The sequence below is a fragment of the Legionella sp. MW5194 genome (assembly GCF_016864235.1).
Classification (GTDB): domain Bacteria; phylum Pseudomonadota; class Gammaproteobacteria; order Legionellales; family Legionellaceae; genus Legionella_C.
In genome coordinates this window covers 888,017-912,356 of record NZ_CP045732.1, presented here as the reverse complement: position 1 = coordinate 912,356, position 24,340 = coordinate 888,017, and the positions used below count along the sequence as shown (strand labels likewise).

The window sequence follows — 24,340 nt, the reverse complement described above, 5'->3', positions numbered from 1 at the left end:
TCACGTTAAAGGGAGGTTAAATCCTGAGTAAATAATATACCCACCCCTGTTCCAGAAAATACCTCAACCGTAGTTGGGCGGTTAAATTGCTGCTGTGCGACCTGTCCCCATTGCTTACCCAGCGTTGCCAGACCAATGACCGCATTCTCCAGCGCTGAACGCCCTACGCCATTCTGAATGGTAATGTTATCACCGCCTCCGGTACCGCCAATGGTTACGGTTGTATTGGCCGATTGGAAGGCATTTCCGAAGCCCTCGAGGAAAGAGGAGGCAAACAAGGAGCCATAACGCATCAGGTAATGGTGATTGGTGCGGCTTGATAAAGCCGTTCGTGCGGTATTGGGGTCAATGGCAAAGGCACTGATGGAGGTAGTTTTTGCCGCGCCAGGAACGGACATGGTATTAAAACTGATAACCATCTTGTCCGAATTGCTGGGGAGGTTAAAACTGCCAATAAGCTTCGCCCCTTTGAAGCGCCCCGACACAATGGTTGCAAGAATCGGCCCGGGCTCATCGCTGTTAATCGAGGTATCGAGTACTGCAAACAGAATATCACCCGTCTTGATTAATGCTTTTGGCGCGGGACCTGTTGCAGTGGTGGCCTGCGGAATGGCGGAAGCCCCTGCCTGATTCGGGCCAAAACCGGCCAAACCCGCTTGTGCCGCGTCTTTTTTGTCTTCTTCTTCGCCGCCAGTATAAACCTGCACCCCGATTTTTTGCCAGGTTTGTAACGATTGGTTAGCGACAGACAGCATTTCCGAGGTACGTTGCTGAATCTGCTGCTGGTAGCGTTGATCGGCTAATTGCTCGTTTTGCTTCTTGAGTATGGCCTGAAGCTGTTGCGCATTGGCGGCTTCCACCGAGGCAGCTGTTTGGGGACGGCCTTGTCCTGCTGGCAAGCCGACCATGGTGGACGGCAGCCCCGGCTGTGTTATTCCATCCAGCCCCGGAAGTTGCGCCCCGGTATCCGAGCCTGTTCCCAACTCAGACGCAGTAAAGCCCGCGTCTTTCAATTGGTCATTGCTAAAACCGGCCCGTCGTAATTGCGCTGCGGTAAAACCGGCGTCTTTCAATTCCTTGGCAGAAAAGCCGGCCTTCATTAATTCTTCGGGACTGAAACCGGCGTCTTTAAGCTCCCTGGCACTGTATCCAGCCGCCTTCAACTGAGCGGCAGTAAAGCCTGCATTTTTTAATTCCGCAGCACTGAACCCAGCGTCGCGCAATTGACTGGCGCTGAAACCGGCATCTTTTAATTGTTGCGCGGTAAAACCGGCTGCGCGTAATTCTTTCGCAGAGAAACCCGCCGCTTTCAGTTCAGCCGCTGTAAAACCGGCGTTTTTAAGTTCTGCGGCCGTAAATCCGGCTGCACGAAGCTCAGCCGCAGTATAGCCCGCTGCCTTCATCGCGGCAGCACTGCATCCCAGTGTTTGCTTAATGGTCGCGGCAGAGACTCCGGCCGCGCGTGCAGCCTGCAGGGAGGCAACGCTGCAATCGGCAGTGCGCCCTGCGGCAATGATTGCGGAGGGATCAATGCCTGCCGCCGCCAGTTGCTGGGGAGTAAATCCGGCGGCCAGCAATTCCTGAGGAGTAAAACCAGCGTCTGACAACGCTTTGGCATCGAAACCCGCCGCCTTGAGAGCCGCAGCGCTGCAACCGTTTAATTCGCGAATGCGCTTGGCAGAAACACCCGCTTCAAACAGTTGACGCAGTTTTGCGGGATCGCAACCCGCAGCACGGATCGCCGCATCGGAAGTGGCAGCCGCCTGTTTAATTTCCTGCGGTGTAAATCCGGCAGCCAGCAGTTCCTGGGGAGTAAAACCGGCATCCAGCAGGGCTTTGGCATCATAACCGGCTGCCTTTAATGCGGCTGCGCTGCAACCGCTTAGTTCCTTGATGCGTTTGGCGGAGACACCCTGATTGAATAATGCTTTTAACTTATCCGGATCACAACCGGCTGCACGAATGGCATTGTCATCCAATGGGTTGGCCGCACTGATTTGAGCCGGGGTAAAGCCGGCATTGGCCAAATCATTGTCGGTAAAACCCGCTTCCTTCAGTGCTTTTGCACTGCAGCCCGCGTATTGCCTGATTAACTTGGCGCTGACACCCGCCAGCCGTTCCTTGCGCAAGGCTTCCACATCGCAGCCGACCTTTTTGACGTCATCCGGTGTAATACCGGGAGGCAACTCCGATTCAGCCGCCATGATTTGAGCCGGGGTAAAACCCGCTTTCGCCAAATCATCAGGAGTAAAGCCGGCATTGAGCAAATCCCTCGCGCTGAAACCAGCCGCTTTTAATTCGGCGGCTGTAAAGCCTGCGTTTTTTAACTCCGCCGCACTGAAGCCGGCATTGCGTAATTCCGCCGCGGTGTAACCCGCGGCTTTCAGTTGGGCGGCGCTGCAACCGCTGATACGGCGAATGGCGGCGGCACTGACACCGGCTGCCCTGAGTTTCTGCAAAGCGGCAACCTGACATCCGGCATTGCGAACGTCCGCCTCGGTTATTCCTTCCGGCAAACCGCTGGCCCGGGCAATCTCATCATCGGAAAAGCCGGCGCCTTTCAACTCACCGTCACTGAAACCAGCGTCTTTCATTTCCTGAGCAGTGAACCCCGCGTTGCGCAATTCGCAGGCATCAAATCCGCAGGCACGCAAGCGAGCCGCACTGTAGCCGGCGTCTTTTAATTGCCGGGCATTGTATCCAGCCGCCCGCAATTCTTTGCAGGAACAAACAGGTTCAAGATCGCCAATCTGATAACCATTGTCTTTTAACTGAGCACAGGTACAGGCTCGCTTCAGATCAGTCATGGCCGCGCCCTGGCTAACCACTTGCTGAACGGTGGCCTTGCTGCAGTTGCTGCTTTTCAGATCCTGCAGCCACAGGCTTTGTTGTGGCCCACCCTCTTCCTCGCGGGCTAAGGTAGAAAATCCGACACTGCCTTCGCCCTGCTGCGGACCGACAGATTGCACTCCCTCCCCCAGCTCCTGAGTGCGGATGATGGTAGGAATTGCACTTCCGCCACTTTTAAGCGCAGTTTCAGCCTGGGTGACGTTCTGTATCTGCTGTAGCTTGGCGTATTGTGCTGTGGGATCCAGCGCGCCCGGAATGGATTTAATGTTTCCGGGTGCACTGGTCACTGTGGAGGTTCCCAGAGGCCCGACATCGGTTGACGAGGTGAATTTAACCAGGCCAATGACGACGGCAATCACCAAAAGCAGGGAAGTGAATATAATAATGACCCTGGATCGGGTGTTGGTGAACAGCGCTTTCAGATTTTCTTTTTTTCCTGCCATTGCTATAACCCTTCTACCTTGAGTTGCATGACTTTCCCATGCCAGGACACTAATAATACAGGCGATTTCTGCATCTCGTAGGCATGCATGCCATCGGCGCTGGTCATGCTGCTGATCCACCCGGGGGATAAAATAGTCAAATTGGTACGCACAAACATTTTATCGCCTAAAAGCCAGGCTCTGGCATCCCCGCCGCTGACGGTTAACCGCTGACTGCCCTGAGGGGGAACGCCATCCAGCACATGCAGCAGGACATCATTGGCGCTTGGCGGTATGCCTTCCTCAATCGGCGTATTATTGGCATTGGGGCCATAGCCCTGAACGCGTAAATCCACACGATAGTCCACGGCTTTCTGCCCCGGGATTAATGTCAGCATGACTGGGGTATTGAGTCCTTTTAAGCGAACAGCCAAATTACCATAGTTATAGAGTTTTTGTGCCTGAATCATCAGGGTGTTGCTGGTTTTGTCCCATTGAATATTAAAGGCCGTGGGATCGCCTAAGTCATAAGCGCTGATAGGCCAGGGAGCCCCCGTGGAATCCAAAAAAACCAGGGATGACACAAAACCCTGCGACAAACGAATCACGGGCGGGGTTGAACCCGGGGACAAATTCACAAATTGGGACGTGGCCGTCGGCTTGGGCGGGGTTCCCGCCGGAGAGGCTTCCGCAAATTCCGAGGCTTCGTAAATCTGCTTCAAACGCACAATCTGCTCAGGGGTTAGCGGAAAGAGCTGACGAGTAACCCCTTCAAACGCCTTGGCATCGATTAACTCTTTGTCATTGGCGGTGATGGTTGGATCCTGTGGATTGTTTTGCTGTGGCCGCGTCTGGCCCTGATTAGCCGCAGCGGAAGCCGTTGTGGTTGTCGGCGGTCGATTGACTGCCTGCCCACCTTGAACAGGTTGTCCGCCTTCCGGCAGACCCGCCTGATTGCCTTGATCTGTCTGTGACAAGCGTTGTTGCAGTAATCGCAATTGTTGCAAAGCCTGTTGAGCCGAATCAGTCTGATCGGCAGCATAGGGGGTAACGGTCAGGGCATTAACTACCAAAAGACCGGATAGACCGACCCACTGAAGTAAAACGTTTGTTTTTTCCATCAAGTGACTCCACCGCTGGCTTGTCCTACAACAAATTGTGCAATACCAATTCCACGAGGCGAATCAAGCGTTGAAATGCGCGTAATGAGCATAGTGACTACATTGTTTTGCTGAAAAAATTCGCTCGCACTCTGATAAGTAACCAAAATCGGCATTTGCACGCGCCATGAGAAGCGGCCGCTTAAAACCCCTTTTTGCAAAATAATGGGGGCCCGGGTCGCTACGGCGGAAACGATCAGTTTTTTTGCCTTGACCTGATCAAGGATGTTGGAATCCTGCAGGGCCTGAAGAAACTGCTGCCAGCCATCGGTTGTAAAAAAGCCCGAGGTCGATTCCAGTTCATCCCTGTAATTAACAAAGTTGTAGGTAAATGCCGCAATGGCTGCCTGGTTTGCCCATTGTAAAACCGCGGAATCCGATTGGTTCGGTTCATTTAAGGCAGTGAGCGGGGTGATACGGCCGTTAATACTGGTTGCAAAATATTGAGGCTCAGGCGGGTGCGTAATAATGTAAGCCAGCATGGAACCAATAATAAAAATGACACCCACAGCGACCAGCAGGGCAAACATCAATTTCTGTTGGCCATCTCGCGCAAACTTCTCCTGAAAGCGGACTTCTTTTAACTCTTGTTGAGCCATATCTTCCTCGTCTTATTCCGGTATCACTTTAACGGGCGGTGCGTTAACAGGATCCGGCGGCAATAATGCGACCGATGAATCATTGGGAGTATCCCGCGGTGACAACTTGACAGGCGGTGTTACCCCGTTTGAAGCATAGTATTCTCGCTCGGGCTGAGTAAAATAGGCGTAGTAAATCCCGCTAATCAAAGCCAGATTGACTACCAGGGAACCAATAACCATAGTACAGGCACGCCTGTAACTTGAGACGTAGAACGATTTGGAATTTTTTATTGACAGCCAAGTCTCTCGACTCATTTTTTCCCCATTAAACCATGACTTATTGATTTACTTATTTTTCAGCAACATGATGGCTCATTTTCCCGAAGGAATGCAACTATACATTTATCATTCACCCCTGCTCGCTGTAAAGCGAAATCCGATATTCCCGCCTATTTTCTTTAACTGCTTAAAGGACTAACCACGAATTGGGATATACCAATGCCTCGCGGAGAGTTCAATGTGGATACGCGAGTAACCAGCATGCTCACCATATTGGCTTGTTGTGTATATTCAGTCACGCTTTGATAGGTTACCAGAATAGGAATCTGCACCCGCCAGGTAAACCGATCATTTACAAGTCCTTTACGCAAAATCGTTGGCGGACTTATCGCAGCGGCGGAAACAATCAGTTTTTTAGCCTGCACGGCATCCAGGTTATTCGACTCTTCCAATGCCTGTAAAAACAAACGCCAGCCATCGGCGGTAAAAAATCCGGAAGAAGCCTGTAATTCTTCGCGGTAATTGACGAAATTGTAACTGAAAGCCGCCACAGCCGCCTGCCCTGCCCAGGCAAGCATCGCGTCATCGGACTGATTAGGTTGATTTAAAGGAAAAAGAGGCATGACTCGCCCGTTTAAACTGGTTGGGAAGTAGCGTGGGGCTGGCGGGTTGTTGACAATCCAGATTAACAGGAATGCCAGCAGAAGATTAATCCCCAACGAAACCAAAAGAATACCCATGACCTTTCGGTGGCCTTTACGGTAATATTCATTGCGAACATGAACGGCCATTAACGCATCTTGTGGCATCTTATCCTCTATACAATTGCATCTCTGAATGTAATTTCAATTCTGGAGTTGGGTGATTTGTCTCCTCCCTGATAAAATGAGACCACCGGTTTGTCGCTCCCCGCCCCTTCCGTAAATATAAAACGACTGTCGATACCCTGAGACCAGAGGTAATTCGCCACCACTCTGGCCCTTGCCAGTGTTAGCGCCTGTTCACGTCGTGAAGACACGTATTGACTGCTGTAGCTGGTTACGTTCACGCCGACTTTTCTGAATTGTTTCAAAAACAACACCACTTGATTTAACAAGGCGTAGGATTCCCAGCGGATACGGGGCGATTGATCAGCAAAGAGCGCAGCGGAAGGGATGCTGACTAAATAATCGGAGCCGATAGTAATGACTTTAACGCCGCGTTTATTGAAATTCTTCTGCATCATTATCACGGCATAATCGGATGTTCCCGCTACTTTTTTGGGAAGACGGTAGACGTCTTCCTCCAGGGGCTGGTAATTTCCGCCGCGCTGGCAGCTCGATAACAGCAGCACACCAAACAATACGGCCTGCCCGGTTAAAAAGGCTTTTGAGGTCACACGCCAAAATCTCACTATAGCCCTCTTTCTTGTATGGATTGATTGAGTCTTATCAAATAAAAACATACAAATCATTGCGTTACAAGCACTTCCTGAAAAAACAGGGCAGGGACGGGATTTGTGGTTAAATTTAGATCGACATGGGTACCATTTAATAATAATGCGGCGCTGCAGGCCGTGCTGCACTTAGTCTGCAGACTCCGTATTGTTTGCCTTTTCGCGTTCGCTGACGATTTTATCCGCAAGCGATAGGGTCATTTCCGCAAGAATCTGAGCTGAAACTTCATCGCGTTCGGCGGGGGGATAACTTGTTGCCATCTGGAAGTCTTTAATTAATTCATTGGCGACAGTGCCTGAATATTTGTCCTTCGCCCCGCTTACCCGCTCAATAATCGACAGGTAATTCCGCGTTTCATTGATGGGCAACAAGGGCTGAGAAAATTGCTCGACATCCTTGACCAGGAGCGGTAAAGCATTCACGCCGCGGCGCAATTTGCTGAAAATGGTAAGAACCCCATCCTCTTCTTCTTCAATAAGTTCTTCCACCGGTTCCGGTTCATTGTAGCCGTGGAATGCCAGCAGGGCACTGACGCCGCGTTCAATGGGTTCGACAACGTTGGATTCACGCAAGGCTTTGGTAATGAGTGAAATCTCTTCATTTTCCACGTCTTTTTTAATACTCAAATCACCACTGTCCAGCACTCGCTGGAAGCTGGACAATTGTTTTTGCAGTTTAGCCAGGTAATCATCCGGCGGTGGTTCCACCTTCAGGAATTGATTCAGTTTTAATTGTTTGACCGGTTTGGGATTGGCATAAAACATCCGGGCACGTACAATTTTGGATTTGAAAAAGATGTGGGCCTCGCCCTCAGTTTGCTCCTTTAGATCCAGCAAATCAATACGGGCACGTTTCTCATAGGATGAACTTTTGGTATCCATGTAACTGTTGGAGAAGCTGGTATCCTTCGTCTGGAAGGAATCCACCTTGGTGACGTAAGCTTCACCCGCCGTCTTGGTAAAGAAGTCCCAGGTTTCGGTCGGATCTTCAAGCTTCATGCAGATCTTGATGTTGGTGTTTGCACCGATGGAAGCTGCCTCTTCTTTCGAGGCTTTCTGGAAGGCTGGCAAATCCTGACCGGCAAAAATGGCGGAGAAACCTAATGAACGCGCTTGGGCTGGCACCACAGCAAACCCCTGCACCGCATAATAACCGTACTCATCAAGGATGCACATGTAAGGTGTCGGGGAGTTGGTTGGTTTTCGTTCGATGACATCCCGGTAATCCCCTTCCACTTCCTCACCCAAACCGGCAGCCATCATGGCTTTAAGGGAAGAGACAATCACTTTACCCAGGTTAGCCAATTCATCCGGCGATTTTTCAAGTGCCGGCAACAGTACCACCAGAATACGGCGGTTTAAAACCACATCCTTGAAATCCACTTCCGCAAGGTTTGTTCTGATAATATGACCGTAAGTATCAGCCAGTGAAGAAAACACCCGAACTAACTGCATGGTAATAAAACCGTGCTGCTCCAGAACCTGAGAAACCTGTTTGCCCTTTTTTTCCTTGTTGTAACCCGGGAGGTTGAACAGGTAGTTACGCAGCGGATCCGTAACCAGCTTGGGTACGGATTCAATGTTAACGCTTTCCTGTTCGTCACGGGGAAAAACCTTGTCGATGACAATCGCTTCAAGACGGGTTAAGTCAAAATAGTTACGGATAGTATTGGCGTCGAGCAGAATAGCGCCCTCATCACGCATGTACACCAGCAGTTTCATCAGGGCTTCCACGAAACTGATGGCACGGCCTTTCCACATATCCCCATCGGATGATTGTCCCGAGGAACCCATAAGGCTCACCACCAATTGGGTCAACATGCTGGATGACCCCTGGCAAAATGGATTAAGGGTATTGGAAAGACGCTTTTCCTGTGGCCCCACGATGTCACGCGCACCGGTCATGAAATTGATTAATAATAAATCGTCTTCACGTCCCATACTGCGAACCATGGAGAATACCTTGGCATAAAGTGAGTTATCCCCTTTACCATCGACATAAATAAAACCGCTGGCCTGTACCAGGGCGTTAAAGGCCAAGGAGACCAGAGCCTCCGTTTTACCGCTACCGGTCGATCCGAAAATCAGGGCATGAGTACGCAGATCTTCGTTGGCAAACCACAATTCTTCATTGGTTTTGCGGTCATTACCAAAAAAGGCAATGCCGCGGGCAATATTGGGTGTTTTGATGCCGGGTTTTAAATCATTGTAATCTTTGACCCGCGCGATTCGGGGCAGACGGAAAGGCAGCATCTGTTTGCGGGTATAGCTGTAGAGGAAACTGATGCCGCCTAAAATCAGAATGAGGCTTGCGGCCTGAGAAAGGTAATAGCCGACGGCGGCCAGGGAAATCAGCACGATGGAGATGTTGCTGGGATCAGCAAAAAAATCCGCTATCCGCTGCCCCATGGTTCGCGTATCCCGAAGCAGCTGCGAAGGATCTATTTCATGTCGTGTATCAATACCGCGCATCATGGTTTTAATTCCTGCAATTCTTTCGGCGACAGTTTGACTTCTTTCACGGCTACTTCGAGCGCTTTGATCGCTTCATCTATCATCGGGACCAGTGAACGTCTTCCCATCGCTTGTTCCGCGCGCCAATGGGCAAATGGACCTGCGACTTCGGCAAAAGGAGTTTGTCGGCCTACACAATTAAGCATATACCATAATCGTCGATCAATGGGCTTCAGCCATAAAAATTCCGAACTGGGCACCACCCCGTCTTCGCGGGCTTCCTGCAATAAGGAAGCCATAACCGTCAACAAGTAGGCATGCTTGGCCAACACTTCCTGTACCAGCTCTGTATTCAGGTATTTTTTAATCACCGGTTTGGCAATGGAAAAGTCAATCTTGCCTTCCGAACAGCCTTTATCAATGCCCTCAAGAATGGCAGCGCCCGCCCCCCTGTCCCGATTCATGCGGGCCATGAAGACAGCGGCTAAGGCCATGGCATGCTGGGGACAACGATCAAAGCCGTCAAAATAGGGCCCCAACTGCAGGGTAAAAACCCGTTTGGCATCGCCGCGCCGGATACCCGCGGTCATTTCCTGACCCGGTACTGGATTATCCAATATGGCGTCGTCTTTTTTTAATAACTGGTATTTGCGGGAAAATTCCATGGGTGTCAGCGCCATCGCCCAAGGCCCTTTATTCAAATCCTGCGAAACCAAATCCTCCTTCACCACCGGCATGATGGCCGGCCAGTTATGCTGCTCCTGCGCCCGCAAGGATTTCATATCATGCGCACGGCGAAATTTTAAGGTGATGTTGGATTGATAAAGAAAAATAGCGAGAAGCACCAGAATCACCACCACGGGATAACGGATGTAATCACCGACGCTGCCGGTCAATTCAAGAAAGCGATTCCAGTCAACGGATGCCGGATCGAGTGTCTGCATTAGGTAAACGTTATCCTGCAGGGTCTTGTCGGTAATAAAAAAAGAAACCAGCTTCGCCTGCCAGATGTTTAATTTGAACACAAAAGCAACAATGTACTGATGCCCCGTCGCCCAAATAATGTAGGCAGTAACAAAAAGCAGGATCATAATCCAGACCGGAGCCATTGAATTATCGCCGCTGCCGCCTTGTTGCTGTGCTTGCTGAGCCATTGAAGTCAGAAATAAAAATTACCTAGTCCAAGTATATACATACTTTAAGTCGGGTGCGACTATCTGTCTGATTCTGTTGCAGGATTTTTAACAAGCCGCCCTTTTAGATAAGTATAGACGCCAGAAAAATGAACAAAGCGGACGATATTGTCGAGATTAATCGCTTTGTCCTTAAGTGTAATCAACGGCCGTCCCAGTTTATCCAACGGGGTTTTATCAGGCGGCAGAAGCAGCAAATCACTTTGGTTGATAAAAATCGCCAGATAGGCTTCGTTGATTTTTTTCTCTTTCGATTTGATGAGATTAACGATGTCTGCTTCGTCAGCATAAATAGGACGCGAAATAATCTGGCGCTGCAGATTGGCGATAATTCGTTCCCAGGACTGCAAATTCTGGCCTTCACTGGAGTAGAGACTGACGAAAACCAATTGTTGGTCATTGTGCAGGTTGCGCTGCAGGGCATTGACGGCTGACTTTAATTTCTCTTCAGGATTTAATCCCACCTGCCGAATGAAATTATCACGGATTTCCCGTAAATTTTTACCGACGACCCGTAAAAAATTAGAATCCTCCCATGGACCATTATCAATCGCTTCATTGAGGGTCTTTATAAGAATATCTATTTGTTTCTGAACGTCATCGTCTCTCATACGGCAAGGTTAGCAAAGTGCTTTTTCTTATTTGGAAGAGTATTGCAAAGTATAACAGCATTCACTGCGATTAGTGAGTGAATGCTGTATTAAAGATCGGAATCAGCGAGTGTAGCCCAGGCCTGAAGAACTGGTTTCTTCTTCCTTGTGCACCAGATGCTCCTGGCTTTCAAGGGTTTTAAGGTTGTTGGCGGCCGTGAGGAAGGCGCCGCTCATCATGTCAACCCGTCTTAACGCCTCGACATTACTGGTATTGGGGCGCATGGCGATGATTTTTTCTATCGGGCCTTTCATTTTTTCCGCATCATTCAAACCCTCGTGACAGTACCCGGCTATTTCTGCAGGGCTTAGCATTTTATGGGTTGATGCCTGCGGCTTAGGAGTAGAAAACAGCCCTAAAGTGGAAGCGCGACTATTATTTTCGTTTGCCATGTTGTCACTCCTAAAACTTGATGCTTACAGATTAACAGATTTGCCCTTAAGGTAATCTTAACAACGCTGCTTTTTTTAATGTTTTTTTATAACGTCTGCGTCCTAGTCATACATTAACTCGTCCAAAGGCGTGTAATCGCGGCTTGGACCGCCCTGAATGAGTTCATTCACGACATCCGTCATACACAGTAACCTTAGAGCATTGGGTGTCACTTCGTCAAATGTGACGCGAATGCCAAGCAAGGCATTTTCCGCCTCATCAAATGTCGCCCCCAAGCCATAGCCTAAACACAACGAACAAAGCTGATCGGCCCGACGGGCAATGGCAGGCAACAAGCCGGTGTCAGAAAAAACTTCTTCGAAGCTGACAAAACGATCATTTAAATAAAATTTGGCATTCATGCCGGCGGCAATCAAAGCCATGCTTTTACGGATATCAGTTTCCATTTATCGCCACCAGGGTTGTGAGGATTTAACCCGGCCAGCCGCAAAACTCCTGAGCCAGCGTAAAAAAACGGGGACGGTGAAGCCATAATGCTCAATCACACCAAAAAAAACAGCGGATACCAACACCAAAACAGCTGTCCAGACGCGAATATGCATAAGAAAAAGAAAAATAGGAAAAGCGGCTCGGGCATCGACGATAAAAAAGCGGGCACTTCTCGCTGAATCACGCCAATGAGAAGTAGGAGAAAAACCGCCTGCCATAAGAACCTCATTATTATCCGGGATATATCAAGTATATCGCTCAGGATTGATAATTCAAGAGAGACGGCAATCAGGAAAAAGGAGTCAGATCGTAATTGTCCTTCTTCGTGAGGCAATTCATGAAATCAGCCAGACCAGGGGATTGGACTTCTGCCTGGGTTTTAGCAGAAGAATCCGATTCAGGCGATACTGCTTTTTGATTCACTTCAGTACGGCTCATACGGCTTAACATCGTTTGCGTGCTATTCATCATGCACAGCTCCTGCGGTAATTCATACAAATAGACTAACTCTACAATATTAAGGTTTTATTAATTTTCCAACTGTTTTTTAAAAAAAATTGCAATGCGCGCCCGGCAGTAAGCAGGACACTTAAGCAAATGATGCAAAGCCTTACAATAACTTTACAATGGCCGATCGCGATTTGGGTTATTATAATTAAATCGAATTGAACATTTCTGACGCACAATGAACCTCATCCAAAAAAAAGAGCTTCTAAGGCTATGGAAGCAAAAAATTGCCAACGTCCCTACCCGTCGAATAGAGATAAAGAATCAATTAATTAGTCTGGCCACGCTCGGTGATCAGGACAAAGTTGAGGAAAAATACCATACTTTTGTAAAGAAACGGGCGGAGTTATTAAGTGACAATCACCAGCAGGGATTCACCTGGGAACCTCACTTTCAATGGGCACTGGACTGGTTGACTTATTTTTTGCCGGCTGGTTGGCGTTTTTTTAAGGGCTCAGCATTAAGACAAGCCTTACTGGAAGCACCCTTGCTCGAACAATTTAATATTCTGGATGAGCGTGACCTTCTCTCCCCAGCGGGCGTACAGACAGACCAACTCAGGATGGAGCAAACCCTGTCCTACAGGGCAGACACCACGCCTCATACGGAGACTTATGCGACGCTTGAGACTTCCTTTTCTGACCAATCACCGACAGAGCAGGCAATTACGCGTCAAGTCGGCGAAAAGACTCTAATGCATACCTCTTCTGCCGTGAAGGCCGATGCTTTAAAAAATCCGGCCAAAGAAGAGGACTTGCCCAAGGAAAAGGACTTGCCCAAAAAAGAAGACTTACCTAAAGACAAAATTTTCATGACCGAGTCTGAGTTTGAACAGGCTCTGCTGCATAATCCCCGTGCAGCCCTGCTGGCTCTTGATCACCAATTGGACGCCATCTCGGAAACCAACGACCAAAAAGAATTAGCCCCTCTCTTTAAGCGTCTGGATTTAATTAAAACCAGCGTGGACCCCTTGGTTTACTATCATCTGCTTGAAAAACTCTATCAGCATCAACCTTTAAACACCTTGAGTTATTTCTACAGCCTCTACCAAAGCGATCCGAAAGAGATGCCGAATTCGTATGAATTCATTGAGCAGCATCTCTGGGCAAAAACAGTCATGGACTTGTTTGTAAAACACAGCGCCACGCCAGTGTATACCATTCAACTCCTGTTAATTTTATCAAGCGCTATCCCCTCGCTTCCCACCTCGTTGAGTACCAAAAATTCATCGGCGCATTTACTCTTAGGCAAAGGAAAACAGCCGATTGATTTTTTTGGAGAGTTATTTAAATTGTGGTCTGAAACCCGCAGCGAGTCACCCATTAACTTGTTATTAACTGTTTATAGCAACAAAAAACGCTACCTCCAGGAACAAATTGAACCACTGCTGGGAACCAACACCAAACAGAACCGTGAACTGAATAGCAGGTTTTCGGTAACCAAGGGCGATGGTTCATCTTACATGCAAATGCTTGAGGACATTCTCGACTACATCAAACCGGTACAGCATCCTTTTTTAAAGCACCTGGCCAGACAGGGAGCGGAACAGTTACTGGCAACTTATTGCCAAAATGCCGATCAAAAATCGGAGCACACCTGGCACAAAGGACACGAGGGGGCAGAAACCTTTCGGTTAATCGGTAAAATACTGGGGAAACCCGCTATAATTCCTGCCGCTTACAATACTTATCTTTCAGGCCTTGACCCGTTTACTCCTACCATACCTATATTCCCAATCAACGGTTATGATTTCCAACATGCCGAACGTTATGCTGTCGAGATTATCCTGGGCGCGCTCATCGGCCCGGAAATGGCCTTGCTCAACGCACGCCGTATCAAACAAATGTACGTTCAAATCAAAAACCCTAGCCCTTTTATCATCAGCTGGATAGTGAAACGGGTTACCCCGTTTTGTCCAACTATCGTGGCGGATTTAAAGTATGTTTTAGGGGAGGTGGCTATTTATGGTACAGAGGACCTGCCGTCCCATGAAATAACCGACTTCTGTTATCACCCCGCTGAACTTGAAAAACAGATTGAGGAGCAGTTTAGGAGACTCCTGAATGCTTCAAAGAACCATCGGGCTAAAGAAGAAAATGAGGCCTCTGCTATCCTTTTAAATCGTCTCATCCAGTTAATTGACCATCCGAAAAGTCGCCCTGACACGTTCGACAAGGCACACTCGTTCATCGCCCAATTCAAAAATTACCTGACTGATAACCTTGAGGCCGCCCTGGAGAAGCAAATCCAGTTAAGGCAGAAAGCATTGTGCCAATGGGAAAAAAGCACCTTGGGCGCTTTTGAACCGGGAGATGAAGAATGGACTATGGAAAAAGTGAGGCAATACAAATTAAATGCTTCTTTGGCCGGAAGCAGTAACCAGTTCCAACAGGAATATCGTGATTCGCTGACCGCGGTTAATGCCTTTGTCGTGGCGCTTGAGAAAATCAATCCACACGATTTAGACGCCTTACGCGAGGCCAATGCTGTTCTTGTCGACCTTCAGGTTTACTTGACAGACAATCAATACCAGGAATGGCATCAACAGATAGGAAAACTAATCCATGACTGCCCCCGGGACTTAAAGCCTTCCCCAAAACTGTTGGCCAGTCCCTCGCCGCAATTTTTTGCGCATTCGGCTAAAATTTCCCACTTACCTGCTGATTACCTGCAGGATCCAAGCAAGAAGAGAATTTAACACCTTGCTCAAATGGCCCGACTGTAATAAAGTGTGCAGCATGTTGCCTCGCTATGCTGGTTAATGAGAAGCGTATTCATCGTTTTTATCCTGGTGGTATTTGTTGCTAGCGCCTGCAGTTTCCAACAGCACGCTCCGTTTTTGCTGAACCAGATTAAGGGTCTCGGATGGCTTGGGCCTTTATTTTTTCTTCTGATCTATTGCCTGGCCACCCTTCTTTTTTTACCCACCATGGTGCTAACTTTAGCTGGAGGCGCCCTGTTTGGTCCTGTGATGGGTACCTTTTTAAATCTTACCGGCGCAACCTTAGGCGCCGGTTGTGCTTTCTGCATCAGCCGTTATCTGGCGAATGACTGGTTTACTCATAAAAAGGGAATTCGCCATAACAGGCTGATTCAAGGGGTTGAAAAACGGGGCTGGCAGTTTGTTGCGGTGCTGCGGCTGGTTCCCCTTGTTCCTTTCAATCTGGTGAATTATGGCCTGGGGATGACCCGAATCCGCTTCAGCCATTATTTGCTAACGACTCTCCTATTCCTTGCACCGGGTGAAGTCATTTATACCTATTGCGGTCATGCGGGAATGGATGCGCTGATCAATGCTCACTCCGTTTACAGCTATGTCTGGCCATTGTTTTCTCTGATCGCCTGCCTGGGAGCAGGTCTGGTGATTAAACTCACGTGGCGTTCACAACACGCGGGTAAAGTACAACCCGGCAGCAACCCATTGTCGATGCCAGGGGAATAACCACCAGAGCGGCGTGAGGCTGTGGTAACCCCCTACCGGCCGATTAATATAAAAATCGCTGCGGCCAGAGCGATAACACCCACAATAAACGACGGAATCATCACGCCGGGCACAATCGCAATGATGGCCACGATAATTAAATAAACAGCCAGAAGAATAAAACCAATGTTGTTAATCAGTCGCATCATCGAATCCTTTTAATTAGCGAATTGACAAGCATTCAGATTAACTGGTTTGTTACGGTTTGCCAACATCAGTCGGAGTGTAAACCAGGCTTCGTCTGGCAGCCTGCACCAGTTTTCTTCTGAACAAAGCGGCAGAGCGTACCAGAAGAGTGGACATGGTCAGACGCAACAAGTGACGAAACCCCTGATGTACTCGACCTTGCCGCCATCCCCAGAGTAAGGGGATGACCAGCAAAACCAGCAGACTCTCCTGACGCTCAATCACCAAACTCAGGTATTGCTTATGGGCAAGTACCTTGTCATAACAGCGATAAAGGAGAGCCTCTTGATGGGCAATCTGTTCAATCAGTTTTTTGCGGGATTCGTGCATTGGGTTTATCCTTGGGCGCATTCAGATAATGCCTGGTTTTGGCAAAACTCATGCGGTGCAGGTTGGTTTTCAATCGTCCGGCTGACAAAGCCAATAAGGCGAGATGAATAAAAAGGATCAGCAGCAGCGTGACAATCAAACTTCCTGACACCAATAAAAGCCCGTACCCGATTAATACCGCGACTGTTGCCCAGCTTGTAATTAGCAAGGTCAGCAACAGGCAGGCGTTTACCAGGAGAGGATAGACGCTTTGTCCCGCTAATCGGGCTTCAAGCCTGATCAGCGAAACCAGCGTTTTCACCAGGCTAATTTTGCCGGTAATAAAGCCTTCCAGTTCGGTTAACAGTTTCATTTATTTTTTCAAAAATGAAGACAGTAAGAAACCGATACCCCCTGCAATCAGGATGGAAGCCAAAGGATTTTCTTTGACTCTGACCAGCAAATCATCAGTGTATTGTTTCACATTGGTGCCGGCTTCGTTGACTTTATTCATCCCTTGTTCATACACTTCATTTGCTAATTTTTTCCCGTCATCAAGGAGATCTTTCGCAGCTCTTTGGATTGGCGTTTCTTCGTGATCTCTTGAATTATTTCTTTGGGTAAAATCTTGATTGTTTCCGTTCATTTTTTTCTTCCTTGTTTTGTTATTGTCAAAAATAATGTAGCACAAATTTTATTGAAAAAATTAAAATTGTATAAGAAAGCATAGCACAAAATTTCCTATCGCGTTTCAAATGGGGTGGCATAAAAATCGCTTGCTTGAGAGCTAATGGGGTATAAGCGGCGTAATCAACGAATTGATCGAACGCCTCTCGATTAATTTTTTCAAAATGTTTCTCACTAATTTTAAGACTACTTCGCTACCCCTTTCTTCATGCAACCAGAGGCTGATTGATATGTTCTCCTTTTTTGATTTTGAAGCGATCTGTTTTGATACCAACAATGCACACGCGCCTACAGCAAGATCAATGAGTTTAACTGACTATGAAAAGGGGATTGAATATGCGGAAAAAATCCATTTGAAAGAGACGGTATTGGGTCTTGGCGATGAAGGTGATGGGAGTGCGATAATCACCTCAGGAAGTCACCCTGATTTTGTCGCCGGCTGCTTTGCAGCTGCGCGTGGAAAAAGGTGCAATTAATCCAAAGAATCCATGAAGGAAAACCTGCCCGTATCGGCGTTAACCGCTATGCCATTGAGGGCAGTGACAAGCCCCTACTCATTTCCTATCCCTGCGCACCCTCGGTCAACAAAAATGAACAGCTCATTTTTCTAAAAAACCTCGGCGCAAACGAATACGGTCTGGACACAAAAGAGATTATTTTTTATCCCCAGCAAAGCCTGATTATCAGTAGCCAGACTCTACAACGAAAAGAGGCCTTCCCTCAGGAAGGCGGTACAGCCCTGGCACTTCATGCCATTACGGGATTACCTGTCGTCAAAATGCATAATGACAGTAAGGCTCGCGCGCATGAAAAACCCGTGCTTGAACGGATTGGCAATGGCAGTACCGTCTATATCACCGGACATAGCAGTTTGGGTTCCCTGCTAATGACAGGAAACCAAGGCCGATTTAAACGAGTGCATCGTCCTTCAGTTTTTCTTTTAAAAAAAGAAGCAACGGATGATGGCTGTCGTAAGCGGCATTATCCAACCGTTGAACGGCTTGAACGCCCTGAAGCGCATTACAGACAAAAAGCGCCTCGGCGCTATACAATTGGTGTTGCGTTAATGGCAATTCCTGACAGATTACCCCCCAGTCACCCGCTTGAGTCAATAGCCGCTGGCGGATAATCCCCGCCAGCAAACCGCAGGATAAGGGCGGAGTATAAAGGCAATTGCCGCTAATCATAAACAGGTTGGCAACCGTGGTTTCAGTCGCCTCGCCTTCCGTATTATAAAAAAGCACATCATCAGCTCCACGCTCTACCGCCTGACGGCGGGCCATAATGGCTTCAAGGTAATTAATTGATTTCAGGCCATACACGGGGTTGTTGCGATCCCGCTGCCAACGGGAGGATACCAGCGTGAGCGGGGTGGTAGCCGGTGAATAATGGAACGCTGTCAGTACTAATTGAGGCTCAGTGCCTGTCGTTAAAAGCCCTCTGGCTGCCCGTCCGCCGCTTAATAAGGCCTTCACGCCATTCACCGGCTCTTTGGCTTCAAGCAGGCATTGCTGAAGGCGTTGCAGCCAGTGGGCATAAGGCAATTCAAGGGCAATGTGGAGACGGGCGGCGGAATCATGCAAACGCTGCCAATGCAAGTCAGGGTAACAGGGCGTTCCATCCTGCACTCGCAGGGTTTCAAAAAGCCCTTCACCGAGATAAATCCTGTCGTCCCTTGTAAACGGACTTAATACCGCAGAATCAGGCGAAAGGGGCGGCATGTTCAGTAATCAAGAAAATCGTCAAGCTCTTCACGCAGACGTTTTTCTTCCAGCATATTTTCCAGCCGACGACGGGCATCCAGCGTGCCATCCACAGCCGCTAACGCCTCGACATCAATGTCGATGTCATCCCCGTCATTGACAAAGGACTCCTCTTCGATGATGTCTTCTTCTTCGCCTTCAAATAATTCAGTCATAGTTAACCTCAGCTAAAAATTTTGAATAAAGAACCCAACAAAATTTTCCAGCTGTATAACTTATTTTTTTAAATTTTCCTAGAGTATTTGCAAAAATTTTTCACGTTCATGCCCTCACCGCTTTTCATGACAAATGTTGAGTCATTGCCTTATCTGGGCAATAATAAAAAAATGAAACAAATAAGCAGTGGTTATGGCTGATCCGTTAAAAAATGCATTAAGGCTAGCTTTGCGCGGTTTGCGCGGCAGGCTCTCGCTCGATTATCAGCAACGCGCCTCCATTAAGGTATGTGAACGCATCAAAACACTTGAACACTATCGGAAGGCCCGGCGCATCGCCCTTTACCAGGCTGCGCAGGGAGAGATTGATTTAAGTGCCATCTGGCGTTCCGCGCCAATGCAGGGAAAATATTGCTATTTCCCCAGTTTAAATGAAGACAAAACCCTGGCTTTTTTACCTGCTACGCCAGCGACTTCTTTTGTAACCAATCGATTTGGAATTAGGGAGCCCGATGTTGCACGCAGTGAAGCCATTCCACCCCATGAACTGGATATCATTTTTCTGCCGCTTGTCGCCTTTGACCTGTTGGGAACACGCATTGGCATGGGGGCCGGGTATTATGACAGGACCTTAGCCAACATCACCTCGCCTCTGCTGCTTGGCGTAGCCTATGAATTTCAGCGACAAGCGTCCCTTTTTCCCCAGGAATGGGATATTCGTCTGCATGCTACCATTACCCCCAAACACGTTTACTGGAGTGTCTAATGCCTAACTATTGGCTGATGAAATCGGAACCGTCCTGTTTCAGTATTGATGACTTGCAAAGCGCCCCCAACCAAACCACGCATTGGGATGGCGTACGCAATTACCAGGCGCGCAATTTCATGCGCGATCAGATGCAGCTTGGCGATCAGGTCTTTTTCTACCACTCCAACTGCAATCCACCCGGCATTGCCGGCATTGCCGAAGTGACTCGCACAGCATATCCCGATCACACCGCGTTTGATCCCTTAAGCGAGCACCCGGATGATAAAAGCACACCCGAGAATCCCCGCTGGTTTATGGTCGATATCCGCTTTAAAGAAAAATTCAAGCATCTGATCGCGCTCGATACCTTAAAGCAATACCCCGAACTTTCAAACATGCCCCTGCTCAGAAAAGGAAACCGTTTATCGGTCCTGCCAGTCAGCCAGGGTGAATGGGATTTTATAAACAGGACGCTTCGGGATTAACCGATTGCGTCTTCACCGACCTCACCGGTGCGTACACGCACGACCTGCTCCAGGTTGTACACAAAAATTTTACCATCGCCAATTTTGCCGGTGTAAGCGGCTTTGCAGATGGCGTCAATGGCCGGTTCGACCATGTTGTCCGGCAGAGCCAGTTCAATTTTAATTTTTGGCAGAAAATCCACCACATACTCCGCTCCGCGATACAATTCGGTATGTCCTTTCTGACGCCCAAAACCCCGCGTTTCAGAAATGGTGATGCCCGGTACTCCAATTTCCATCAACGCTTCATGCACATCATCCAGTTTGAATGGTTTAATAATCGCGGTTAGCATTTTCATGGCAACGTCCCCTACTTAACTCATTAATAAATACATGACTGCAAGGTCTAATTTTTGTTAGACTGGCACCCAATGAACGATCCTCGCCGGGAGATTAGCATGTTTGATCCAAAACAATTCGATGATTTAGCCCAAAAACTTTTTTCTACCTTGCCTGTCAGTCTACAGAATTTTGAAAAGGAGATTCAACAAAAATTCAAGGATGTTTTACAGGCTGCTTTTGCCCGTATGGATCTGGTTACGCGTGAAGAATTTGATATTCAAACCAAAGTATTGGCCAGAACCCGCGAAAAACTTGATGCATTAAACGAGCAAGTGGAGGCCATGATGGCTAAAAATCAAACGCACTAACCGGCTCGCTGTACAGGGCATTGGAAGGACCCTGTACACCCGCTGACATTTAAGTCCAATCAATAAGGAAATCAATGAATCTCGCGTTAACCTATACCCGTAGCGCACAGGGCATTCATGCCAGGGCGGTACATGTCGAAGTGCATTTATCCAATGGTCTGCCGCAATTTACCATCGTCGGTCTTGCTGAAACTGCCGTGAAGGAAAGCAAGGATCGCGTTCGCAGCGCCATCATTAACAGTCAATTCGAATTTCCCTGCCGTAAAATCACCGTCAATCTTGCGCCGGCTGATTTACCCAAAACCGGCAGCGGCTTTGATTTACCCATTGCCTTGGGCATCCTGGCTGCATCCGGGCAAATTCCCTCGGAAGGATTGACCTCCCATGAGTTTATCAGTGAGTTGGCGTTAAGCGGTGAATTACGCGGCCATACACCCATTATTCCCAGCGTGATGGCTGCCCGCCGCGAGCAGCGGCGCTTGATCATTGCCGAAGCAAATGCACGTGAAGCCGCGCTTACCGCCTACGATCAGGTATTCAGTGCGGGCAACCTGCGGCAGGTGTGTGATTATCTTCTTCACCAGACACCGCTTAATGCGATGCCGGCTCTGCCTCCCCTTCCTGCCGTTGAGCCGGGATTGGATTGGTCAGATGTTAAAGGGCAGTACCACGCCAAACAGGCCATGGCCATCGCAGCCTGCGGCGGGCATAGTCTTTTATTAAGCGGTCCACCGGGCAGCGGTAAAACCATGCTGGCGAAACGCTTCACCACCCTGCTTCCAGAATTGAGCGAAACGCAGGCTTTAGAATGCGCTGCGATCCATTCGCTTCGCGGCAAAGTGCCACCCTATGAACACTGGCGCATTCCTCCTTTCCGCTCCCCTCATCATACAGCCTCACCCGTCGCGCTGGTGGGCGGAGGCAGTCCGCCCAAACCCGGGGAAATTTCATTAGCACACCACGGCATCCTTTTTCTTGATGAGTTGCCTGAGTTCCCTAAACAGGTGTTGGAGACCCTGCGCCAACCCCTTGAATCAGGCCTTATTTCCATTTCACGTGCCGCCATGCAGACTGATTTTCCGGCCGAGTTCCAGTTCATTGCCGCCATGAATCCCTGCCCCTGTGGCCAATGGGGCAATCCCAGGGCCAATTGCCTGTGTACCCCGGAACGAATTAAACGCTACCTCGGGAAATTGTCCGCTCCGCTTCTCGATCGCATTGACATGCAGGTGAATGTGCAGGCATTGTCACAACAGGAATTACTCAAGGCGAGCCCCACCCGGGAAGGCGAAAGTCAGCGCATTCGGCTTCAGGTGCAAGAGTCACGCGCCGTGCAAATCAGTCGGCAGGGCAAGCTCAATGCCCGGCTTGACAGCAAAACCTGTGAACAGGTTTGTTATCTTGGCAGGGAAGAAAAGGTGTTCCTGTCACAGGTACTGGACACACTGCAACTGTCTGCCCGCGCTTACCATCGCTTTTTGAAGGTAGCCCGTACCATTGCCGACATGAACGGTGAAGAACAGGTTAAACGGCCCGCCCTGCAACAAGCCCTGTCGTTTAAACAGTGTTTGCAGATGCCGCAGTAAATTCCTAGAATGGAAAGCCATGCAATCAATAGATACCAGGCTTCAGAAAAGGCCTGGCCCTGACAGGACTCGATGATGAATAGCAAAGCCAACATTGAAACCGCCACAGTCCGCGATCATCTTGCCAATGAACGGACGTTTCTGGCCTGGATAAGAACCAGTATCGGCATCATGGCCTTTGGCTTTGTGGTGGAAAAATTCTCCCTGTTTCTGCGGCAGGCAGCCAGTTTTTTTCATAAAGCCCATCTGCCGCTGATGAACAATGTGTCCCCCAGCCTACAAAGTTACTCTGCGATGGTCGGCATTCTGCTTGTCGCGCTTGGGGCCTTGATTTGCCCCGTCGCTTTTATTCGTTACCACAAACTCAAAAAGCAGATCACAACGGGGAATTATATCCCTACCTTCTTTTTCGATGCACTGCTCGCAGTCATTGTTTTTATCATTGGCGTGTTTTTAACGGCTTCGTTAATTCGCGGCTTTTAATCCGATCTGCTTTTGAATCAGCGATTCGATGATGGCCATGCGCATAAATACCCCATTATGCACCTGTTCAAGAATCACGGATTGCGGCCCGTCAGCGACGTCGCTTTCAATTTCCACGCCGCGATTAATCGGTCCAGGATGCATGACAATAGCATCCGGTTTGGCCAGAGCCAAACGCTCTTGAGTCAAGGTAAAGAAGTGATGGTAAGTCGAAAGATCCATGTGCTCCTTTTTACCTAGACGCTCGCGTTGTACGCGAAGGCACATCACCACATCCGCCTCGCTGATTCCTTCTCGCAAGCTCTCAGTCAGACGTCCGTAATGCACTTCTTCCGGTTGCCAGATCTCGGGAGCAACCAGCATTAATTCGCCGACGCCCATGAGTTTGCAGAGTGACTGCAATGAATTCGCCACGCGTGAATGACGCAGATTTCCTATTACTGCAATTTTTAATTGCTTAAGGTCTTTCTTTTTTTCAGCAATGGTCATCCAATCGAGCATGGCCTGTGTCGGATGGGCGTGTTTGCCATCGCCCGCATTGATGATGTGCACAGGGCTTTCCTGTAACTGCTGCGCCAGCGTTTCCTGCAGACCCTCCTGCGTGTGCCGGATGACAAAAAGAGTAATGTCCATGGCAGCCAGGGTTTTAATCGTGTCTTCAATAGACTCCCCCTTACTGACTGAGGAGCTCTCCAGGTCCAGATTAACGACGGTCACACCCAGGCGCTTGGCGGCCAGTTCAAAGCTGATGCGGGTACGGGTACTGTTTTCATAAAAAAGATTAGCCAGCGCATGCGAAGAATAGTCAGGAAATTGCCCGTGTTTTTTAAAATGGAAGGCACGTTGCAATAAGGCCTCGACATCTGCTGTTGAAAGCTGATTTATATCTAGAAAATGATTCATGCTGAACTCGTTAATGTGGGTATTGCAGCCACTGCTCAAGAATGATACAGGCAGCGGTGCTGTCGATCTGAGAATTTTTAAGTTTACGATATCCCCCTTCGGCAAACAACTGGGAACGAGCCTCCACGGTGGTAAGCCGTTCATCCACCAGATGCACGGGCAGCGAAAAGCGTTTTTTTAATTGTTTGGCAAAATGGCGGGCAAGGGGTGTGGTGTATTGTTCTGTGCCGTCAATGCAGGTTGGCAGCCCGACAATCAGGGCTTGCGGTTGCCATTGCTCAATCAGCCGGGTCACAAGCTGCCAATCAGGAATGCCCTGTCTGGCAGCCAGGGTCGGCAAGGGTCTGGCGCTCAACGTGACGGTTTGCCCTACCGCCACCCCAATGCGTTTGTAACCAAAATCAAAGCCCAGATATACACCGTCTGGCATACAAACACTCCATGAGGAAAA

30 protein-coding genes are annotated in these 24,340 nt (G+C 48.8%); 8 read left to right on the top strand and 22 right to left on the bottom strand.

Annotated features, from left to right (window positions below; translation table 11 throughout):
* Nucleotides 1-5: 5 nt before the first annotated feature.
* The 13 genes from dotG to GH742_RS04280 form a co-directional block, all read right to left on the bottom strand.
* Nucleotides 6-3,293, bottom strand: coding sequence for a type IVB secretion system protein DotG/IcmE (gene dotG, locus GH742_RS04340; protein ID WP_203456258.1), 3,288 nt, complete (start codon nucleotides 3,291-3,293; stop codon nucleotides 6-8).
* Nucleotides 3,294-3,295: 2 nt separating this feature from the next.
* Nucleotides 3,296-4,393 carry a DotH/IcmK family type IV secretion protein gene (locus GH742_RS04335; protein WP_203456257.1) on the bottom strand — a complete coding sequence of 366 codons (1,098 nt, stop codon included), beginning with the start codon at nucleotides 4,391-4,393 and terminating at the stop codon, nucleotides 3,296-3,298.
* Nucleotides 4,393-5,031: a type IVB secretion system apparatus protein IcmL/DotI gene (locus GH742_RS04330; protein WP_203456256.1), complete on the bottom strand. Its 639-nt coding sequence runs from the start codon at nucleotides 5,029-5,031 to the stop codon at nucleotides 4,393-4,395. The genes GH742_RS04335 and GH742_RS04330 overlap by 1 nt, the downstream gene beginning before the upstream one ends.
* A 12-nt stretch (nucleotides 5,032-5,043) precedes the next feature.
* Nucleotides 5,044-5,328, bottom strand: a complete 285-nt coding sequence (icmM, locus tag GH742_RS04325; RefSeq protein WP_203456255.1) for a type IVB secretion system protein IcmM/DotJ — start codon at nucleotides 5,326-5,328, stop codon at nucleotides 5,044-5,046.
* Between the two features lie 143 nt (nucleotides 5,329-5,471).
* On the bottom strand, nucleotides 5,472-6,101 hold the full coding sequence (locus tag GH742_RS04320; RefSeq protein WP_203456254.1) for a type IVB secretion system apparatus protein IcmL/DotI: 630 nt from the start codon (nucleotides 6,099-6,101) through the stop codon (nucleotides 5,472-5,474).
* Nucleotides 6,102-6,109: 8 nt separating this feature from the next.
* On the bottom strand, nucleotides 6,110-6,670 hold the full coding sequence (gene icmN, locus GH742_RS04315) for a type IVB secretion system protein IcmN/DotK (protein ID WP_239005276.1): 561 nt from the start codon (nucleotides 6,668-6,670) through the stop codon (nucleotides 6,110-6,112).
* A gap of 186 nt (nucleotides 6,671-6,856) precedes the next feature.
* Entirely contained in the window at nucleotides 6,857-9,202 is a 2,346-nt protein-coding gene (locus tag GH742_RS04310) for a TraM recognition domain-containing protein (RefSeq protein ID WP_203456252.1), read from the bottom strand.
* Nucleotides 9,199-10,335, bottom strand: a complete 1,137-nt coding sequence (gene icmP, locus GH742_RS04305) for a type IVB secretion system coupling complex protein DotM/IcmP (protein WP_203456251.1) — start codon at nucleotides 10,333-10,335, stop codon at nucleotides 9,199-9,201. Before icmP ends, GH742_RS04310 begins: the two co-directional genes overlap by 4 nt.
* Nucleotides 10,336-10,394: 59 nt before the next feature.
* The gene (gene icmQ, locus GH742_RS04300; RefSeq protein WP_203456250.1) at nucleotides 10,395-10,985 is read right to left on the bottom strand and encodes a Dot/Icm secretion system protein IcmQ; all 591 of its coding nucleotides are present in this window, start codon (nucleotides 10,983-10,985) and stop codon (nucleotides 10,395-10,397) included.
* 102 nt (nucleotides 10,986-11,087) lie between these two features.
* Nucleotides 11,088-11,417 carry a hypothetical protein gene (locus GH742_RS04295; RefSeq protein WP_203456249.1) on the bottom strand — a complete coding sequence of 110 codons (330 nt, stop codon included), beginning with the start codon at nucleotides 11,415-11,417 and terminating at the stop codon, nucleotides 11,088-11,090.
* A gap of 102 nt (nucleotides 11,418-11,519) precedes the next feature.
* Nucleotides 11,520-11,864: a type IV secretion IcmS family protein gene (locus GH742_RS04290; protein ID WP_058531990.1), complete on the bottom strand. Its 345-nt coding sequence runs from the start codon at nucleotides 11,862-11,864 to the stop codon at nucleotides 11,520-11,522.
* Nucleotides 11,865-12,125: an IcmT/TraK family protein gene (gene icmT, locus GH742_RS04285; RefSeq protein ID WP_203456248.1), complete on the bottom strand. Its 261-nt coding sequence runs from the start codon at nucleotides 12,123-12,125 to the stop codon at nucleotides 11,865-11,867.
* A gap of 70 nt (nucleotides 12,126-12,195) precedes the next feature.
* Complete coding sequence (locus GH742_RS04280; RefSeq protein ID WP_203456247.1) at nucleotides 12,196-12,378, bottom strand: hypothetical protein; 183 nt, start codon at nucleotides 12,376-12,378, stop codon at nucleotides 12,196-12,198.
* Between the two features lie 214 nt (nucleotides 12,379-12,592).
* Between GH742_RS04280 and GH742_RS04275 the strand changes: the two genes are divergently transcribed.
* Together GH742_RS04275 and GH742_RS04270 are read left to right on the top strand one after the other, a co-directional pair.
* Nucleotides 12,593-15,112 (top strand): hypothetical protein, encoded by a 2,520-nt coding sequence (locus tag GH742_RS04275; RefSeq protein ID WP_203456246.1) that lies wholly within the window; start codon nucleotides 12,593-12,595, stop codon nucleotides 15,110-15,112.
* A gap of 63 nt (nucleotides 15,113-15,175) precedes the next feature.
* On the top strand, nucleotides 15,176-15,856 hold the full coding sequence (locus tag GH742_RS04270; RefSeq protein WP_203456245.1) for a TVP38/TMEM64 family protein: 681 nt from the start codon (nucleotides 15,176-15,178) through the stop codon (nucleotides 15,854-15,856).
* Nucleotides 15,857-15,888: 32 nt separating this feature from the next.
* On the opposite strand, the gene GH742_RS04265 is transcribed toward GH742_RS04270, so the two are convergent.
* The 4 genes from GH742_RS04265 to GH742_RS04250 are packed head-to-tail and all read right to left on the bottom strand — an operon-like array spanning nucleotide 15,889 to nucleotide 17,036.
* Complete coding sequence (locus tag GH742_RS04265) at nucleotides 15,889-16,044, bottom strand: hypothetical protein (RefSeq protein WP_156413042.1); 156 nt, start codon at nucleotides 16,042-16,044, stop codon at nucleotides 15,889-15,891.
* 49 nt (nucleotides 16,045-16,093) lie between these two features.
* Nucleotides 16,094-16,411, bottom strand: coding sequence for a hypothetical protein (locus tag GH742_RS04260; protein WP_203456244.1), 318 nt, complete (start codon nucleotides 16,409-16,411; stop codon nucleotides 16,094-16,096).
* Entirely contained in the window at nucleotides 16,383-16,763 is a 381-nt protein-coding gene (locus GH742_RS04255; RefSeq protein ID WP_203456243.1) for a hypothetical protein, read from the bottom strand. The genes GH742_RS04260 and GH742_RS04255 overlap by 29 nt, the downstream gene beginning before the upstream one ends.
* Nucleotides 16,764-17,036, bottom strand: coding sequence for a hypothetical protein (locus tag GH742_RS04250; protein ID WP_239005275.1), 273 nt, complete (start codon nucleotides 17,034-17,036; stop codon nucleotides 16,764-16,766).
* Between the two features lie 271 nt (nucleotides 17,037-17,307).
* Here GH742_RS04250 and GH742_RS04245 point away from each other — a divergent pair, with 271 nt between their 5' ends.
* Nucleotides 17,308-17,553, top strand: a complete 246-nt coding sequence (locus GH742_RS04245) for a hypothetical protein (protein WP_203456242.1) — start codon at nucleotides 17,308-17,310, stop codon at nucleotides 17,551-17,553.
* Between the two features lie 432 nt (nucleotides 17,554-17,985).
* On the opposite strand, the gene GH742_RS04240 is transcribed toward GH742_RS04245, so the two are convergent.
* Together GH742_RS04240 and GH742_RS04235 are read right to left on the bottom strand one after the other, a co-directional pair.
* Complete coding sequence (locus GH742_RS04240) at nucleotides 17,986-18,798, bottom strand: aminotransferase class IV (protein ID WP_203456241.1); 813 nt, start codon at nucleotides 18,796-18,798, stop codon at nucleotides 17,986-17,988.
* 2 nt (nucleotides 18,799-18,800) lie between these two features.
* Nucleotides 18,801-18,995, bottom strand: a complete 195-nt coding sequence (locus tag GH742_RS04235; protein WP_108292377.1) for a PA3496 family putative envelope integrity protein — start codon at nucleotides 18,993-18,995, stop codon at nucleotides 18,801-18,803.
* Nucleotides 18,996-19,188: 193 nt separating this feature from the next.
* Here GH742_RS04235 and GH742_RS04230 point away from each other — a divergent pair, with 193 nt between their 5' ends.
* Together GH742_RS04230 and GH742_RS04225 are read left to right on the top strand one after the other, a co-directional pair.
* The gene (locus tag GH742_RS04230) at nucleotides 19,189-19,761 is read left to right on the top strand and encodes a 5-formyltetrahydrofolate cyclo-ligase (protein ID WP_203456240.1); all 573 of its coding nucleotides are present in this window, start codon (nucleotides 19,189-19,191) and stop codon (nucleotides 19,759-19,761) included.
* On the top strand, nucleotides 19,761-20,228 hold the full coding sequence (locus GH742_RS04225) for an EVE domain-containing protein (protein ID WP_203456239.1): 468 nt from the start codon (nucleotides 19,761-19,763) through the stop codon (nucleotides 20,226-20,228). Before GH742_RS04230 ends, GH742_RS04225 begins: the two co-directional genes overlap by 1 nt.
* Here GH742_RS04225 and GH742_RS04220 read toward each other — a convergent pair.
* Complete coding sequence (locus GH742_RS04220) at nucleotides 20,225-20,566, bottom strand: P-II family nitrogen regulator (RefSeq protein WP_058525665.1); 342 nt, start codon at nucleotides 20,564-20,566, stop codon at nucleotides 20,225-20,227. The genes GH742_RS04225 and GH742_RS04220 overlap by 4 nt on opposite strands.
* Before the next feature lie 99 nt (nucleotides 20,567-20,665).
* Between GH742_RS04220 and GH742_RS04215 the strand changes: the two genes are divergently transcribed.
* The 3 genes from GH742_RS04215 to GH742_RS04205 all read left to right on the top strand — a co-directional run bounded on the left by GH742_RS04215 (nucleotide 20,666) and on the right by GH742_RS04205 (nucleotide 22,986).
* Nucleotides 20,666-20,917: an accessory factor UbiK family protein gene (locus tag GH742_RS04215; RefSeq protein WP_203456238.1), complete on the top strand. Its 252-nt coding sequence runs from the start codon at nucleotides 20,666-20,668 to the stop codon at nucleotides 20,915-20,917.
* A gap of 74 nt (nucleotides 20,918-20,991) precedes the next feature.
* A complete protein-coding gene (locus tag GH742_RS04210; RefSeq protein WP_203456237.1) occupies nucleotides 20,992-22,503 on the top strand; it encodes a YifB family Mg chelatase-like AAA ATPase in 1,512 nt (503 codons plus the stop codon).
* A 72-nt stretch (nucleotides 22,504-22,575) separates the two neighbouring features.
* Nucleotides 22,576-22,986: a YidH family protein gene (locus GH742_RS04205; protein ID WP_203456236.1), complete on the top strand. Its 411-nt coding sequence runs from the start codon at nucleotides 22,576-22,578 to the stop codon at nucleotides 22,984-22,986.
* Here GH742_RS04205 and GH742_RS04200 read toward each other — a convergent pair.
* Entirely contained in the window at nucleotides 22,969-23,889 is a 921-nt protein-coding gene (locus GH742_RS04200; protein WP_203456235.1) for an aspartate carbamoyltransferase catalytic subunit, read from the bottom strand. The genes GH742_RS04205 and GH742_RS04200 overlap by 18 nt on opposite strands.
* 10 nt (nucleotides 23,890-23,899) lie before the next feature.
* Nucleotides 23,900-24,319, bottom strand: coding sequence for a Holliday junction resolvase RuvX (gene ruvX, locus GH742_RS04195; RefSeq protein WP_203456234.1), 420 nt, complete (start codon nucleotides 24,317-24,319; stop codon nucleotides 23,900-23,902).
* Between the last annotated feature and the right edge of the window lie 21 nt (nucleotides 24,320-24,340).